Origin of the sequence: Tropicimonas aquimaris (genome assembly GCF_042676185.1) — a bacterium.
In the GTDB taxonomy this organism is placed as follows: Bacteria; Pseudomonadota; Alphaproteobacteria; order Rhodobacterales; family Rhodobacteraceae; genus Tropicimonas; species Tropicimonas aquimaris.
This window is the reverse complement of record NZ_JBHTJT010000008.1, coordinates 540,121-555,912: the sequence shown is the minus strand read 5'-3', so window position 1 is coordinate 555,912 and position 15,792 is coordinate 540,121. Positions and strand designations below refer to the sequence as shown.

The following is a 15,792-nucleotide window of genomic DNA, read 5'->3' as shown; positions in this document are numbered from 1 at the left end:
GCAAGGACAGCGAAGACGGGTAGGCCTGCGACCCGGGCCAGCAGCCGGTTCACCTAATGGTCGGACATATCGCGACGGCTGGCGGGGGAATACAGCGCCCGGTCCTGTGGCCCGATGGGCATCTCAGATCGCTGGAGTGCCATCTCCAACGTGTTGACTGCCGAGTTGTTCTCGACCTCCTCGCGGTTGCGGCGCCTGCTGGTGACCGCGCGGGGATCAAGCTTTCGGTTTCGCGGCACCTGGCAAGGAACCTGATCCCGGCGCCCCGTTGGACGGCTTCGACGTCGGACGTGCCCAAGGGCTGCAGGAGGGACGCCGGACAACCCTGATTGGGACGGCGCTGCAACGCCAAGCGCCCAGCTGGCTCCGGGAAGGCCTGAGGCCTCCCAAAGGCCGCGAGAGTGGCGTGCTTTGCTCCGACACCTGGCCGCGCGCTTACCGCCCCTTGAACAAGCCACCCAGGATGCCGCGGACCACGGCCTGCCCCGACTTCGTCCCCAGCTGACGGGCGAAGCTCTTGGCGAAGGCTTCGGCCACGCTGTCGCTCCGCGAAAATCGGCTGCTGGACGTGGAGGTGGAGCGCCCGACCCGGGTGCCGGAGTAGCGGCGGGCGGAATTGTATTCCCGCATGGCCACCGACAGATCATCTTGCGCCTTCTCCGCTGCCTCCGCCTCGGCGGCCGCGGCCTCGGTCCGTGCCTTCAGCATCTCGAACGCGCTTTCCCGGTCCAGCGTGGTGTCGTAGCGGCCCGCCACCGGCGACGCCGCCATCACCTGCTTGCGGAGGTCAGGCGCGATCGGGCCGAGCTGCGAGGACGGTGGCCGGATCAGGGTCCGCTCCGCGATGCCCGGCATCCCCTTCTTCACCAGGAACGAGGTCACCGCCTCACCGGTGCCGACTTCGCGGATCGCCTGTTCGATGTCGAAAGCGGGGTTGTCGCGGTAGGTCTCGGCGGCCTGTTTCAACGCCCGCCGGTCGCGCGCCGTGAAGGCACGCAGCGCGTGCTGCACCCGGTTGCCAAGCTGGCCAAGCACGTCTTCGGGCACGTCATCCGGGTTCTGGGTCACGAAATATACGCCCACGCCCTTTGAGCGGATCAGGCGCGCCACCTGCTCGACCTTGTCGACCAGCGCCTTGGGCGCATCGTCGAAGAGCAGGTGCGCCTCGTCGAAAAAGAACACGAGCTTCGGCTTATCCGGATCGCCCACCTCAGGCAGGCTTTCGAACAGCTCGCTCAGGAGCCAGAGCAGGAAGGTCGCATAGAGCCGTGGCGAGGCGATCAGCTTGTCGGCCGCGAGGATGTTGACCCGCCCGCGCCCGGCCTCGTCTGTCAGGAACAGGTCGTCCAGCGCCAGCGCCGGCTCGCCGAAGAACTGCGCGCCGCCTTCCGTTTCCAGCACCAGAAGCCGGCGCTGGATCGCGCCCACCGAAGCGGTGGAGATATTTCCATAGCGCAGCGACAGGTCGTTGCGGTTCTCGCCCAGCCAGACGAGCAGAGATTGCAGGTCCTTCAGGTCCAGCAGCGGCCAGCCTTGTTCGTCGGCCACCCGGAAGGCGATGTTGAGAATGCCCTCCTGAACCTCGGTCAGTTCCATCAGCCGCGACAATAGCAGCGGCCCCATCTCCTCGACCGTGGTGCGCACCGGGTGGCCGCTCTCGCCGAAAAGATCCCAGAAGGTGACGGGGAAGGCCTGGTAGGCATAATCCAGGAGCCCGATGGTCGAGGCCCGCTCGGTAAAGGGGGCGTGTGTGCCCGCCTCGGCCGATCCGGCCGCCGCGAGCCCGCTGAGGTCGCCCTTCACATCCGACAGGAACACCGGCACCCCGGCAGCGGAGAATCCCTCGGTCAGGATTTGCAGCGTAACGGTCTTGCCGGTTCCGGTGGCCCCGGCGATCAACCCGTGCCGGTTGCCGTAGCGGAGCAGCAGGTCCTGTGCGGTGCCGTAGCCCTCGCCGCCTCCGCCCACGAATATCCGATCCATCGCCTGCCCTCCTGCCTGCCAGCTTCACCGAAAAATACACTGTTAACCGGCATTTGCCATAGCCGAGGTGTTCCACGGCATACAGATCCACCCGGCGTTGCCCCACTAGATGACGGGCTGATCGCGCTCCCTGCACCGCCATTTCTTTCATCAACTATCGGAATGGGCGCCATGATCGATCAAAATACCGTCTAAGCGGAATTTGTCTGTTGACCACCATTTTCAATGATCATAGCGTCACCCCCGTCAAGTCGGCCCGTCCGACAGGGAGTAAAGAAAAAGCGCAAAAATGCGTTTGGGGTTCGCCCCGGAAAAGGGTCCTCAGGGGCCCTTTTTTGCCGTCGCCGGTTTCCCGCCCTACGTGGAGACAGACGGCGCGCGGGTCGGCAAGGTTCCGCAACCGACCCACCCCCACACCATGGCCCGGCCAACTTTCCCACCTGACACTCGAGACGCCGCATGTTACATCCGGCGCCAAAGAAGCAGGACAAAACTCGAGCCGTAAAGCGAAGTTCACACATGACCAATATCCTTCAGACCCGTCTTTCCGCCCTGGCGCTGGCTGCATTGCTTGCCGCAATACCCGCTCTCGCGCAGGACGCCGCCACTGACGCCCCGGCCGATGCGGCCCCCGCCGAGACGGCGGAGCAGACCGAAGGCAGCGATCTGGGCCTCAGCATGGGTGAGCCGGTGGCGACCGAGAGCGAATTCGGCCAGACATACATCCATGACGTCTCGGGCGACTGGGAAATCCGCTGCATTCGCACCCCACTCGAAGCGGACCCGTGCGCGTTGCACCAGGTCCTGCGCGACGAGGCCGGCAACGCCGTGTCCACGATCGAACTGGTCAACCTCGACCGCGGCGGCCAGGTCGCTGCAGGGGCGACCATCGTGACGCCGCTCGAGACCCTGTTGACCGGTCAGGTCACGCTCTCGGTCGATGGCGGCGCCGGGCGCAAGTACCCGTTCAATTTCTGCACCGAGCGCGGCTGCGTGGCCCGCGTCGGGTTCTCCCAGGAGGACGTCGAGCGCTTCAAGCGCGGCAATGCTGCAAGCCTTGCCATCGTCCCGCTGGTGGCGCCGGATCAGACAGTGGCCCTCGGCCTGTCGCTCACGGGCTTCACGGCCGGTTTCAGCACGATTACCGAACTCAACGCGCTGAACTCGGCCGCGGTCGAGAAGGCCACTGCCGAGCAGCAGAACGGGAACGCCAACTGATCTCGGCCTGCGCCTGTCAGATCCGACATCTCGAACGCCGCCCTCGCCGGGCGGCGTTTTCATTCGAGCGTCATGCTATCCGGAAAGATGCCCGACAGCGCCTCAGACCTTGCGCAGCGCCAGCACCGCGTTGAGGCCGCCAAAGGCGAAGGCGTTGGACAGGACCACGTCGACCTCCGCGTCGCGGGCCACGTTGGGAACCACATCGAGCGCGCATTCCGGGTCCGGCTCCTCGTAGCCGATGGTCGGCGCGATCACGCCCTCGCGCAGCGCCATGGTGCAGGCGAGCAGTTCCACCGCGCCGGTGCCGCCGATCAGGTGGCCGTGCATCGACTTGGTCGAGGAGATCATCAGGTCGTTCGCATGATGTCCGAGCGCATCGGCCACCGCGGCGCATTCCGTCTTGTCGTTGGCGGCCGTCCCGGTGCCGTGGGCGTTGATGTAGCCCACCTCGTCGGAATTGACCTTCGCGTCGCGCATGGCCCCGACGATGGTTCGGGCAGCGCCCTGCTTGGAGGGCATCACGATGTCTGCCGCATCCGAGGTCATGGCGAAGCCGATCACCTCGGCGATGATGTCCGCGCCACGCTTCTTCGCGTGCTCGTATTCCTCGAAGACGAAAACCGCCGCGCCTTCGCCCTGCACCATGCCGTTGCGATTGGCAGAGAACGGGCGGCAGGCGTCCTTGGACATCACCCGCAGCCCTTCCCAGGCTTTCACCCCGCCGAAACAGAGCATGGATTCCGAGCCGCCGGTGATCATCACCTCGGCCATCCCGCAGCGGATCAGCTGGAACGCCTGCCCCATCGCGTGGTTCGAGGAAGCGCAGGCCGTGGAGACCGTGAAGGTCGGGCCCTTGAGGTTGAATTCCATCGAGACGTGGCTCGCGGCGGCGTTGTTCATCAGCTTCGGTACCACGAAGGGATGCACGCGGTTCTTGCCGTCCTCGTAGACCGAGCGGTAATTCTCGTCGAGCGTGTTCATGCCACCGCCGGAATTGCCGAGCACGACCCCGGTGCGCGCCGCGAGATCGCCGACGAAGGTCAGCCCCGCCTGCGCGATCGCCTCGCGGGCGGAGAGCAGCGTGAACTGGGTGAACCGATCGTAGAGAACGATCTGCTGGCGGTTGAACACGGCATCGGGATCATAGCCGCGCACCTGCCCGCCGATCTGGATCGCCAGCCGTTCGACATCGCGCACCTCGAGCGGACCGATACCGCACCGTCCCTCGCGCATTGCCTCCCAGGTCTCGGCAACGTTCGATCCCAGGGCATTGATCGTGCCCTGGCCGGTAATGACGACGCGCTTCACGAGGCGGTCTGCTCCGCGATCAACCCTTCGACCGCCGCGACGATCGCAGCGACGGAGGAGATGTCGAAATCGCTTTTCTCGGGCTCGTTGGCATTGAAGGGCACGGAGATGTCGAAGGCCTCCTCGATTGCGAAGATGCTCTCCACCAGGCCGAGGCTGTCGATGCCGAGATCCTCCAGAGTCGCGTCCATCTTGACGTCGGACGGCTCCAGCACCGCCTGCTCGGCGATGATCGCGATCACCCGGTCCCTGATGCTGTCAGCCATCTTGCCAGCTCCCTGCTCTCTTTGACCGGCACATTTAGTTCGTGCGGTCTACCTTGGAAAGAACCTTTCGCACCTCCGCGACCTCACGGAACAGGCGCGGCAGACGGCGCAGCGCCTTGTAGCTCTCGACCTGCAGCGACATCTTCGTCGCCGGATAACCCATCATCACCCGCCCCGACGGCACGTTCGAAAGCACCTTGGTACCGGCCGAGATCACCACGTCCGAGCCCACCGTGATATTGTCCGCGAGCCCGGACTGACCGGCCATCACCACCCGGTCGCCAACGACCGTAGAGCCGGCAACCCCGGAATGGCCGCAGAACAGGCAGTCCTCGCCGGTGATCACGTTGTGGCCGATCATCACGAGGTTGTCGATCTTGGTGCCCCGTCCGATGCGTGTCGCCCGGATCGTGCCCGCATCGATCGTGGCGTTGGAGCCGACCTCCACGTCGTCGCCGATCTCCACCCCGCCAAGGGAGTGGATCTTGACCCAGCTGTGGCCCGTGTTCCGCACCTCGTCGCTCATCGCGCCGCGCGCCTGCTCCATGCCGGAAGCCTGCGGCGAGACGAAGGAGAACCCGTCCCCGCCGATCACCGCGCCGGGCTGTGCCGTGAAACGCGCACCGATCCGGACGTTTCGTCCGATGCGAACCCCGGCATGGATCACCGCCTCGGGGCCGATCACCGACCCTTCGCCGATGCTCACATGGGCGGCAATCCTGGCGCCCTCGCCGATCACGACGTCGCGGCCGATCACCACGAACGGGCCGATAGCGGAATCCGCGCCAATCCGCGCGGTGGGCTCAATCACGGCGGTGCGGTGAATGCCGACCTCGACGCCCGGGCCGGCATCGAGCAGCCGGGTGAGGCCCGAGAGCGCATAGCGGGGCCGCTCGATCAGCACCGCCGCGTCGAGCCCCATCGCCCGCCAGTCGGCGTCGGCCCAGAGCATCGCCGCCCGCGCCCGACCGTCCTTCAACCGTTCGGCATAGGCCGGCGCCATCGCGATGGCGAGGTCGCCCGGCCCGGCATCGGCAGGCTCTGCCGCGTGGTCGATCGCCAGCGTCACGTCGCCTTCGGCCCGCGCGGCCAGCGCCTGCGCGATCTGCTCGATGGTATAGGCCATGGGATCCCCCTGCTCGACTTCAGGGCCGAGCAATAGTGCATAGCGGGGAAAGCCCGCAACCGCCGATTGCCCGGGCCTGTGCGCATGAGCGGGCGAAGGGGCGCGGCGGCCCCGCCACGTCAACTCCCGGCGTCGCCGAGTTTCACGCCAGCCGCCTGCATCGCCGCCCAGATCCGGGCATCCCGGCCATAGATGTCGGGACGGTAGCTGATCCTACCCTTCGCCGTGGCAAAAGCGGTGCGGTATTGCAGGTGCACAGGCACCGGCTCCTCGAGGTTGACCCGGGTTTCAGAGCCGGAGTTGAGCCGCGCATGGAACAGCCCTTCGGGATCCGAGGTCTGGCGCGCCAGCAGCGCATAGGCGAACTCGAAAGGCTCCGCGAGCCGCACGCAGCCGTGAGAGAAGGCCCGTTGGTCACGGGCGAAGAGGTTCTTCGACGGCGTGTCGTGCAGATAGATATTGTACGGGTTCGGGAACATGAACTTCACCAGCCCGAGCGCGTTGCTCTGCGACGGCGGCTGCTTGAGGCTGAACGGGAAGGAAGAAGCCGTGTATTGCGCGAAGTTGACGCTGCCGCGGCTCACCGTCCTGCCACGGGAGTCGACGACCCGGAGGTGGCTCACCGCATTGGGGTTCTTCTTCAGCAGCGGCAGGTATTCCTTGGTCGCGATGGAACGCGGAACGTTCCAGGTCGGGTTGATGACCATGTACTCCATCACGTCGGAGAACTCCGGCGTGCGCCGGCCCGACTGGTCGCTGCCGACCACGACGCGGGTCGAGAAGGTCTCCTTGCCGTTGTCGATGATGCGGGCGGTATACTCGGTGATATTTACCAAGATATGGCGCTCACCAAGCGGCACGTTGCTCCAGCGTTCGCGCTCCATTGCCACGATCACCTGGCTCAGGCGCTGTTGCGGCTCGATGTTGATCTCGGCCAGCGTCGCCGGGCCAGCAACGCCGTCGGGTTCCAGGCCGTGCTCGATCTGGAACTGCTGAACCGCTTTCTGCAGCGTCCTGTCGAAGGAACCGCTGGCGGAGCGCTTCATGTAGCCCATCGCGATCAGCCGGTTCCGCAGGGCGACGACCTGATCGCCGGATTGCCCGGGCTCGAGCTTGCCCGCCGAAACCTTCGGGCCCCAGCCGCCATGGCCTAGCGTCGCCTCCAGCCGCAGCTTCTCGGCCAGGAGCGCGTTGTATTGCTGGGTGCGGGGCGGCAGCGCCTTCATGAAACCCTGGGGAGAGGACTTCGCAAAGGCTTGCAACTGCAGCACCGGATCGCGGCGCGGCACCTGGCGCACGATCTCGCTGTCGATCTTTCCGGGGGTCATGGCCCCGGTCTGGATATCCGTGCTGAACTGCAGGAACATCTTGGCCGCCAGCACTTCCGCCCGCCCCCGGTCCCGCGCCGTCTCGGCGGCGGCGAAGGCGGCCTTGAGCGTCTCCGGATCGTAGCGGCCTGCCGGCAGGCCGTGGATATCGGAAGTCTCCAGCGCCGCCAGCAGGGCCGCGCGGCGCGTGCCATCCTGCTCGCCGGTGAAGATCGGCGCATAGCCGCGGGTCCGGTAGAAGGTGGCCACAGCCTCGTTGCCAAACGACGCTTCCGCCACCGCCTGCTTGAACGCGGTCACCTGCGCCTGGACAGGCTCCGCCAGCCCGATGAGCGCGATCGCGGAGAGGGTCATGAGGCAGGTGGAGAACGAACGGCGGGTGACCGCGAACGGCATGGCAAATCCCTTTAATGGTAACAAAAGTTTCGCGTCGTTTCGTGACACCCATTCTCGCACGGCGCCCGGCGGTGTCCACGTGGAATTGCCGGCTACCCGACTGCCGGCCGCGGGTGTGGCCTACGCGCGACGCTGCAGTGCAACAAAAGCCGGCATTGCCCGAAGTTCGAAAAATGTTCCCGCGTTAGGCGTTTCTAAGCAAGTTTCTGCCTACTTTCGGCCAAATTCAGCCGTTGCGCCAATTGTGCACTTGGATGGAGAATCGCTTTGTGGCATCACACTTGCACACCTGGGGATGAGGTGTGGAGAAAAACCGCAAAAATGCGGACAGACGACAGGCAAACGGGACAGGCAAACCTATGACCGATGGCGACAGCACCCCCAGGGGGCTCTCAAGACGTGGCGTTCTCAAAGCATTCGCAGCAACAGCCATAACGGCGGCACCGACCTACGCGGGCGCGGCCGGATTTCTTCGTGGAGGCGGTGATGTGCGGCGCCTGAAGATGTACAACGGTCGTACCGGCGAGACCATGGACACGATCTACTGGATCGAGGGCGACTACATCAAAGACGCACTCAACGAAATCAACGCATTCATGCGCGACTGGCGTCGCAACGAGGTCCGCACGATCGACACTCGCACGATCGACATCATGGCCGCGTCGCACAACCTGATGGACACGTCGGAGCCCTACATGCTCCTGTCCGGTTACCGGTCGCCCGCGACCAACGCGATGCTCCGGTCCCGCTCCGGCGGCGTTGCCAAGAACTCCCTTCACATGAAGGGTCAGGCCGCCGACCTGCGTATCGGAAATCGCTCGATCTACCAGATGGCGAAAGCCGCGCAGGCCTGCCAAGCCGGTGGCGTGGGAGTCTATCGCGGCTCCAACTTCGTTCACATGGACTGCGGCGTCGTCCGCCAGTGGAACGGCTGAACACCACATCGACGCCCTGACGGGCGCTGTCCCGCCTATGTAAAGGCTTCGACCGCTAACGGCGGGCGGGGCCATTGTGCGTTGCAGAACGGCCCCGCCAACTGCGCGGTTCCTGCTCTTGGTTCCGGAATGGAGATATCCAGGCCTTCTGCGCAAACCACTTTCGGACCACCCACATCCGAGCCATGGAACCGGACTCAGCAACGACATCGTGGACCGGTGGACGCGCGCTCGCGTCATGCTCCAAAACGCATTCAGCCCCCCCCAAAAAAAGGGCTCGCCCCGGCGCATCGCGTCCCGCTCTGCAACAACCTGGCTTCCGGCGCGCGATTGTTCCCCTCACCACTTGACCAGGAGCATGGCACCGTCAAGAAAGTGGCTGGACACCTGCCCCGTCCCAACGGACAGGGTCCAGGAAGATCCGGAAGCCAGAAAGTTTCGACAATGCAGCAGCCCAACGGGCCATTCATCGCAATTGCCCCGTCAGACTCCCATCGCACCGAGCAAATCGATTTTCCTCTCCCGGTTGCCGTACTGTCGGTGGATGAGACAGGGGCGCCGACCGCGCGGCTGGCCGGCATCCCGCTGGCGGCAGCGCAGGCCTATGCGCAGATGGTGGGAATGCTGATCCTGAGCCCCGAGGCGGCCGAAGAAGCTGACACCCTCGCCGACGCCTGGAGTGCGCACTTCGGAACCGAGCTGCCGGCCAGGTTGGACCTGCCGCAGCCGCATGACGCGCCGCAAACGGCGATCCTAAGGTGGCTCGTTGCGACCCTTGCGGATGGCCGCGCCACCCAGGCTGCGCGCAACGTCCAGCTTCAACGCGATCTCGCGGCGCTGCGAACCGTCCACGATGCGACCCAAACCGCCTTCAGCCGTCTCGAAACCTATGTCTACAACACCGGTGGGCCGGCGCGAACGCTCGCCTTTCAACTCGAACCGATCAGCGCCCGACCACCGATCACCCTGCAGAACAAGGACAGGGTCGAGCAGCGGCTGCCGATGTCTTCCGCCGGGCTATCGGACGTCGCAATATCGGTTGCGGAGCGTCCGGGCGACACGGACGGGCGCCTGGACCTGTCGCTGGAACTTCAGGAAAGCGGCGAGATCGTTGCCGAATGGACCATACCGGCCGCCGAGATCCATGAGGGCTGGCTGCGGCTGTCTCGTGGCGTGAGCCTCGATACGGATCGCCAGACAGTGATCCTGCGCGCGCAGTGGCAGGGCGACAGCCCTTTAAAACTCTCCCAGACCATCGGGCACCCCGATCCCCGCTTCCAGGCAACCCGAAACAGCGTTCCGCAGGAGGCGGTCCTGGCCACTGCTGGCTGGTCCTGTGTCGCAGGCACCAGCCTGCCCCACGCCGCCGGCGCCCGGATCGACCGGATCATCCATCCGCGCCGGTGGATCGTGCCGACGCAGGCCCTGCGCGACGCGGAAAACGGCTCCCTTCACGGAAGGGTGGCCTATTCAGATGCCCTCGGAGGGCTGACCGTCACGCCGACGGCCGCGGGGCCTTCGATCGCGCGGATTGCCGGCGCAGCCGTGCCAGGCATGCAGCAAATCGTCTGTGGCGTGGAGACCAAGGCCGAGGCCGGCCCGACCGTTGAATACGCGCTTGCGATCCTGCCCGCCGACCCGAGCCGCACCGGCCCGATCGACGCGGCGGCGTTGGCGGCCTGCACCATGACCGATTGGGTGCCGCTGCCGGTCGCGCGATGGGCGGAGATACAGCTCTTTCTCGATGCACCGCTCGACACGCCGAACGACATCTGCGTCGTGACCCGCCTGCCGTACGCCCCCGGCGACAGCCAAGCCGTCCTCCCCGAGGATCTGCGCTGCTGCGTCTTCAGCATACGCGCCAATGCCTAAGAGCCCGGAGTTGGAGATGACGACGCCCTGCCCCCATCTCGCACCTCGTATCGCGGTGATCGTGCCGATCTTTCGGCATTCGGTGCTGCTGGCAGAGGCCGTGCAATCGGTGCTCGACCAGAGGGCGGGGTTCGGCATCCATGTCTTTCTGGTCAACGACGGCTGCCCGCATGCCGAGACAGAGGCCGTCTGCAGCGATTACGCGCTGGCCTGCCCGGACCGCATCACATATCTGCGCAAGCCCAATGGCGGGCTGAGCGATGCCCGCAATCACGGCATCCGCCACGCCATGAAGGCCTTTCCCGGTGTCGAGGCGCTCTACATGCTCGATGCGGACAACAAACTTCGGCCAGACGCACTGGCACGCACCATGGCCGCGCTCGACGCCCATCCCGAGGCCGATTGGATCTATCCCAACATCGACATGATCGGGCTGGAATTCGCCGGAGACTATGGCGGCGACTATTCCCAGCTGGTCCATACCGGCATGAACATCTCAGAAGCGGGCAGCCTGATCCATCGCCGGGTGTTCGACGCCGGAATCTTTTTCGACACCGACTTCAAGCTCGGCTTCGAGGATTGGGATTTCTTCCTGAGCGCGGGATGTGCCGGATTTCGAGGGCGAAACCTCGAGGATTTCGGCTTCCAGTATCGCAAGCGGCCCGAGAGCATGCTGGCCAACTCGGCGCGCGATGCCGAGATGATCCGCGGCACGATGCGCCACAAGCACCGAGACCTGTACGACCCCCAGAGCCTGCTGGCCCTGGAACAGGCTGAATGTCCCCGATTTGCGATCCTCATGGCAGATACCGATGGGGTGCGCCTCGCTGTCGACCCATTGGCCGAGACTATCCGTAATGTCTCGCTCGAGAGCTTCGAACAGATGATCTGGCGGCGACGCATCGCCCCCACGCGGTTTCACTTCCCGCCCTTCGTGGTTCTGACACGCAGCGGTGTGATGACGGCTCTCGAGCAGGCCGGCGTGCTGCGTTGGGCCTTGTGGAAACTGGAGTGGATGGCGGAGCGAAGCGGCGTTGCCTCGCTCTCGCTCTTGAGCAACGCCGACAGCCGGTTCGAGTTCACAGAGCGCACGACGGCTCACGGCCTGCCGGATACGGCCGATCTGCTGGTGGTCCGCTCGGACTGGCTGCTCGAATTCCTGACGGAAGGCGGGCCGGACGGGCCTGTCCCCGCCGATCCGGCCGCGCGGATGAACGGAACGACCCTCGATCTGCGACTGCCCGGCGAAGCATTGGGCGCAGGAAACTCCGAAGCGCGCGGTCTTGTCGCCCGGGACATGCGCGCGTTGTTTGGCCGCCTGCACGGCTCGCGCTACCGCGAAGCCGCCTTCTGCACCTGGGAATGGCGGGTTGGCGATATCCAGCTTCGATCACAGGCTCACCATCTGGTGCGAGCGCCCTTCGGCGGCGCGCCGGTGTACCCAAAGGCGCCAGACGGCCGGCGCCATGTCGGGCTGATCCTGCCGCTCGTCGAGTTCGGCGGGGTCGAGAAGGTCGCCTTGAACATGGCCGCGGGCCTGCGCAGCCACGGCTGGGCGCCGCATCTCTTCATCGTGGATGCGAACGAGGGCGCGATCTCCCGCGAATGGCAGAGCACCTTCGAGAGCGTGAACTTTCTCTCCGCAGCGGATTTCACGCTCTGGAAAGCGGGCGCACAGACCTATTTCGGGACCGACGTGCCGGATTGGGCGACAGGCGGCAACCACGGCCCCGCCCTGGGGCTCATGGGCTGGCTCGACGTTGTGATCAACTGTCATGGCGGGGCCATCGGCGGCATCATGGGTCAGCTCAGGCGACTCGGCGTCGTGACCGCGAACTCGCTGCACCTCAACGAGCTGTCGCCCTTTGGCCGATCGCTGGGCAACACCTATCTCGGGCTCGCCTACGAACATGCCTACGACCTGTTCCTGCCCTGCTCACACCGGCTCGGCGACTGGTGCCACGCGATGGGCGTCCCTTCGGAGAAGATCCTGCCTGTCCCCAATGCGCCGAGTTTCCCGGCCGATCCGGCCCGGCTCGCCGTCGATCAGGATGCACGCAACGCGCGCGGCGATGCGGACCCGCTCCGGGTGATCTTCCTCGGACGGCTGGACCGGCAGAAGGGCATCGACAAGCTGTCGCAATGCGTGATCGACACCCGGCAGCGCGGGATGGCCATCGACTGGCGCGTGGTAGGCAAATCGGTGATCGGCTCGGACGCACCGCCCCTGCCCGGCTACATGGAAGACCTGCTGGAACCGCCCCTCACCGAGGCCGAGGACTTGCTCGACGCCTTCGCCTGGGCCGATGTCATGGTTCTGCTCTCGTCCTACGAGGGCTTGCCGCTGACCATCCTCGAAGCGATGCGCTCCGGCGTGGTGACCGTGGCGACCGATGTGGGAGCCGTCTCCGAGGTCCTGATGGATGGCGAGAACGGCGTGCTTCTGAACGTCGAAACCGCGTCGCGCGACTGCGTCGAGGCGCTCGCCCGGCTGTCGGCGGACCGCGCGCTTCTGCGGAGACTGTCGGATCGGGCCCGAAACGACATGCGGGATCGGGACTGGCGATCCGCGACCGCACCACTTCACGCCGGGCTTGAACGCATCATTGCGCCCCGGCGTAAAGCCGATGCGCCGGACGCGAGCGAGGCGGTACTCGCAGCGGGCAGGTGATCCGCGCCGCCCCCGCCGCCCCGGTTGAAATCGCCGGCCCCACGGCTTAGCGATGGAACAACCGGCGAGGTCCCAAACCGCCGAGAAGGATAGGAACAGTGCCCAATATTCAGAACATCAAGGCACCGGTCTCGCTGATCGCCCACGGCCGCTCCGGCACCTCGCTCCTGTTCAAGGCGTTCGCGGCGCGGGGGGACATGGATTGCGTCGGGGAGGCCGGCAACATGGTGTTCACCACATGGCGCGCGCTCGAGCAGGTGTCGGGGCTCACCCGCTACGGCAAGGTCGAGAACCCAGACATTTACGGCCGCGACGCCGGCGCGCTGGTCCGCAAGGCCTTTCTGACCATCTATCCGTCCGAGCGTGAACACTGGATGATGAAGCCCATCGGCACCCCCCGCATCATGTGGGACTTTTCGAGCAAGGACTGGGACGCCTTTGCCAAATGGTACTGGATGGTCTTCAACACCTCGTTCCCGCAGGCGCGCAAGTTCACGATCATCCGGCATCCCAACGACGTCTTTCTCAGTTCCAAGAAATTCTGGGGCGGCAAGGACCTGGCGCTCTGGCGGGCGCAGTACATCATGTACAAGATCATCGGCCACCAGCACGCCGGGCTGCGGCATATCATGCTCTACGACCAGCTCGTGGCCGACCCCGAGCCTCAGATGCGGCGGATGATGGAACGCGTCGGCGTGCCTTTCTCAGACAGGATGATGAAGGCCTTCGGCCAGCTTCATGTGCCGACCGAGGGCGTGCATGTTCAGAGCGATCCCGGCGGCGCGCTTCAGGAGAAGGCCGCCAAGGGGTTCTCGCGCGAAGAGGAATGGGGGTCGATCGAGGATTCCGAGTTCCGTGAAGAGGCGATGGCGGAATACGCCAGCCTGCGCTCGCGCGCTATGGACAGCGCGGGCGCCTGATAATGGCGGTGCCGTTTAGGGCGCGGGCGCACGCCGCTCCGGCGGCGCCCGGCCCCTCCCGCCCCGTAGACTGAAGCCCGACCTCCGCACAGGCCGACCTCCGGGGAAGGAGCCTGATGCGCGGGGCATTCGCGGACACCCCGCACGATCCTCGCAGGGTTCAGGCAAGTGCGCGGACCATCTCCAGCGCCGCAACCTGTCCGGGGTCGGCGATGCCGGCGGATTTTTCGCCGAACATCCGGGCCCGGCCGAGCTTGTTCTGCTGCGGCGTGAATGCTTCTACGGTCTCGGCCGCGGCTGCCTCCGCCGCCGCCTGAAGCGCCCCGGGCTCGTCGAGCCCCGCGGTCGCGCGAGCCATCGCATCCATGCTGTCGAGAACGCATTTATCGCCCAGGTTGCCCTTGCCGCGCGCCATCATCGCCTCGCAGGCGCCGGCAAGCAGGTCGGATACCTCGGCGAAGGGCACGGCCTCGCGCCCCTTGCAGGCCTTGGCGGCCGACATGAAGCCCGTTGCGACGAGCGTGCCGTAGGACGAGGACGAGACTCGCTGGAAGCACTTGGCGCATTCCATGAAGGCCTTCCCCAGATCGGCGGGAAGGCCCTCGGCATTGTCGGCGATCTCGCGCCAGCCCTTGGAGACGGTGATGCCCAGATCGCCGTCGCCAAGGCGGCCATCGGCCTCGTTGAGCATCGCCGCCACGCTTTCGGCGTGATCGGCGATCCGCTTCGTGGCGGCGCGCAGGCTGGCCGTGGTGAACTCTGCCATCAGACCCTCCAGAACGCGCAGTCACTGGGCGCCTTGAGCAGCGCTTCCAACTCGTCGTCAAGCTTGCAAAGCGTGATCGTTGCGCCCGCCATCTCCATCGAGGTCGCGTAGCGGCCCACCAGCGGCATCACTATCTCCACGCCCTTGCCGTCGAGTACGGCCTTGGCATGGCGGAACATGATGTAGAGCTCCTCGGGCGGCGTCGCGCCGAGACTGTTGACGAGGATCGAACAGCGATCTCCCTGCCCCAGCGGCATGTCGGCCAGCAGGCGCTCCATCATCTCGTCGACGATCTCGTCGGCGGGCTTCAATTCGTCGCGCCAGATGCCGGGCTCGCCGTGGATGCCCATGCCCATCTCCATCTCGGTCTCGCCGATCTCGAAGGTGGGCTTGCCGGCTTGCGGCACGGTGCATGGCGAGAGCGCCATGCCGATAGAGCGGCAGGCGTCCGCCGCCTTCTGCGCCACCGCCGTCACCTCCTCGAGGCTCGCCATCTGCTCGGCCTTTGCGCCCGCGATCTTGAAGGCATAGACCATGCCCGCCACGCCGCGGCGCTTCTCGGCCTCTTCCGGCCCGGCGGAGGCCACGTCGTCGGCCAGCAGGACGGTGGTGGAGGCGATGTCGTCCTCCATCTCCACCATCTCGCCGGCCATGTCGAAGTTCATGACGTCGCCGCCGTAATTCCCGTAGAGCCGCAGCACGCCGGCGCCGGCATCGGCATGCCGCATGGTCGCCGCCATCTGCTCGGCCGAGGGCGAGGCAAAGACGTTGCCGATGGCGCAGCCGTCGAGCAGGCCCTTGCCGACATAGCCGGTGAAGACCGGCAGGTGGCCGGAGCCGCCTCCGGTCACGATGCCGACCTTGCCGGGTGTTTTGCCGCCCGCGCGCACGATCACGCGGGGCTCCGGCTGGGCATAGAACTCGGGATGCGCGGCGCAGAGGCCCTCCAGCATCTCGTCCACGTAGCTGTCGGGTGAATTGAGGATCTTCTTCATGTCAC

General features: G+C 65.8%; 12 protein-coding genes. 5 read left to right on the top strand and 7 right to left on the bottom strand.

The annotated features are described in order from the left end of the window. Positions 1-435: 435 nt before the first annotated feature. Positions 436-1,983, bottom strand: coding sequence for a helicase HerA-like domain-containing protein (locus ACFQ2S_RS09065; protein ID WP_386074117.1), 1,548 nt, complete (start codon positions 1,981-1,983; stop codon positions 436-438). A gap of 519 nt (positions 1,984-2,502) precedes the next feature. Between ACFQ2S_RS09065 and ACFQ2S_RS09060 the strand changes: the two genes are divergently transcribed. Continuing rightward, a complete protein-coding gene (locus tag ACFQ2S_RS09060) occupies positions 2,503-3,201 on the top strand; it encodes an invasion associated locus B family protein (protein ID WP_386074116.1) in 699 nt (232 codons plus the stop codon). Positions 3,202-3,303: 102 nt separating this feature from the next. On the opposite strand, the gene ACFQ2S_RS09055 is transcribed toward ACFQ2S_RS09060, so the two are convergent. The 4 genes from ACFQ2S_RS09055 to ACFQ2S_RS09040 form a co-directional block, all read right to left on the bottom strand. Next, positions 3,304-4,512 carry a beta-ketoacyl-[acyl-carrier-protein] synthase family protein gene (locus ACFQ2S_RS09055; protein ID WP_386074115.1) on the bottom strand — a complete coding sequence of 403 codons (1,209 nt, stop codon included), beginning with the start codon at positions 4,510-4,512 and terminating at the stop codon, positions 3,304-3,306. Then, positions 4,509-4,778 (bottom strand): acyl carrier protein, encoded by a 270-nt coding sequence (locus ACFQ2S_RS09050; RefSeq protein WP_386074114.1) that lies wholly within the window; start codon positions 4,776-4,778, stop codon positions 4,509-4,511. Before ACFQ2S_RS09050 ends, ACFQ2S_RS09055 begins: the two co-directional genes overlap by 4 nt. Positions 4,779-4,812: 34 nt before the next feature. Further along, complete coding sequence (locus ACFQ2S_RS09045; RefSeq protein WP_386074113.1) at positions 4,813-5,904, bottom strand: UDP-3-O-(3-hydroxymyristoyl)glucosamine N-acyltransferase; 1,092 nt, start codon at positions 5,902-5,904, stop codon at positions 4,813-4,815. A gap of 119 nt (positions 5,905-6,023) precedes the next feature. After that, on the bottom strand, positions 6,024-7,628 hold the full coding sequence (locus tag ACFQ2S_RS09040; RefSeq protein ID WP_386074112.1) for a L,D-transpeptidase family protein: 1,605 nt from the start codon (positions 7,626-7,628) through the stop codon (positions 6,024-6,026). Positions 7,629-7,987: 359 nt separating this feature from the next. Between ACFQ2S_RS09040 and ACFQ2S_RS09035 the strand changes: the two genes are divergently transcribed. The 4 genes from ACFQ2S_RS09035 to ACFQ2S_RS09020 all read left to right on the top strand — a co-directional run bounded on the left by ACFQ2S_RS09035 (position 7,988) and on the right by ACFQ2S_RS09020 (position 14,026). After that, on the top strand, positions 7,988-8,563 hold the full coding sequence (locus tag ACFQ2S_RS09035; protein WP_386074111.1) for a YcbK family protein: 576 nt from the start codon (positions 7,988-7,990) through the stop codon (positions 8,561-8,563). Between the two features lie 444 nt (positions 8,564-9,007). Next, entirely contained in the window at positions 9,008-10,435 is a 1,428-nt protein-coding gene (locus tag ACFQ2S_RS09030; protein ID WP_386074110.1) for a DUF6212 domain-containing protein, read from the top strand. A 16-nt stretch (positions 10,436-10,451) separates the two neighbouring features. Further along, complete coding sequence (locus ACFQ2S_RS09025; protein WP_386074109.1) at positions 10,452-13,106, top strand: glycosyltransferase; 2,655 nt, start codon at positions 10,452-10,454, stop codon at positions 13,104-13,106. 98 nt (positions 13,107-13,204) lie between these two features. Beyond that, a complete protein-coding gene (locus ACFQ2S_RS09020) occupies positions 13,205-14,026 on the top strand; it encodes a sulfotransferase (protein ID WP_386074108.1) in 822 nt (273 codons plus the stop codon). Between the two features lie 160 nt (positions 14,027-14,186). Here the strand turns inward: ACFQ2S_RS09020 and ACFQ2S_RS09015 are convergent, their stop codons facing one another. Together ACFQ2S_RS09015 and ACFQ2S_RS09010 are read right to left on the bottom strand one after the other, a co-directional pair. Then, positions 14,187-14,792, bottom strand: coding sequence for a dihydroxyacetone kinase subunit L (locus ACFQ2S_RS09015; protein WP_386074107.1), 606 nt, complete (start codon positions 14,790-14,792; stop codon positions 14,187-14,189). After that, positions 14,792-15,787 carry a dihydroxyacetone kinase subunit DhaK gene (locus ACFQ2S_RS09010; RefSeq protein WP_386074106.1) on the bottom strand — a complete coding sequence of 332 codons (996 nt, stop codon included), beginning with the start codon at positions 15,785-15,787 and terminating at the stop codon, positions 14,792-14,794. The genes ACFQ2S_RS09015 and ACFQ2S_RS09010 overlap by 1 nt, the downstream gene beginning before the upstream one ends. Positions 15,788-15,792 lie beyond the last annotated feature (5 nt).

Coding starts and splice junctions, on each gene's coding strand:
- ACFQ2S_RS09065 (WP_386074117.1), bottom strand. CDS start 1,983: ATGGATCGGATATTCGTGGGCGGAGGCGGCGAGGGCTACGGCACCGCA.
- ACFQ2S_RS09060 (WP_386074116.1), top strand. CDS start 2,503: ATGACCAATATCCTTCAGACCCGTCTTTCCGCCCTGGCGCTGGCTGCA.
- ACFQ2S_RS09050 (WP_386074114.1), bottom strand. CDS start 4,778: ATGGCTGACAGCATCAGGGACCGGGTGATCGCGATCATCGCCGAGCAG.
- ACFQ2S_RS09045 (WP_386074113.1), bottom strand. CDS start 5,904: ATGGCCTATACCATCGAGCAGATCGCGCAGGCGCTGGCCGCGCGGGCC.
- ACFQ2S_RS09040 (WP_386074112.1), bottom strand. CDS start 7,628: ATGCCGTTCGCGGTCACCCGCCGTTCGTTCTCCACCTGCCTCATGACC.
- ACFQ2S_RS09035 (WP_386074111.1), top strand. CDS start 7,988: ATGACCGATGGCGACAGCACCCCCAGGGGGCTCTCAAGACGTGGCGTT.
- ACFQ2S_RS09030 (WP_386074110.1), top strand. CDS start 9,008: ATGCAGCAGCCCAACGGGCCATTCATCGCAATTGCCCCGTCAGACTCC.
- ACFQ2S_RS09025 (WP_386074109.1), top strand. CDS start 10,452: ATGACGACGCCCTGCCCCCATCTCGCACCTCGTATCGCGGTGATCGTG.
- ACFQ2S_RS09015 (WP_386074107.1), bottom strand. CDS start 14,792: ATGGCAGAGTTCACCACGGCCAGCCTGCGCGCCGCCACGAAGCGGATC.
- ACFQ2S_RS09010 (WP_386074106.1), bottom strand. CDS start 15,787: ATGAAGAAGATCCTCAATTCACCCGACAGCTACGTGGACGAGATGCTG.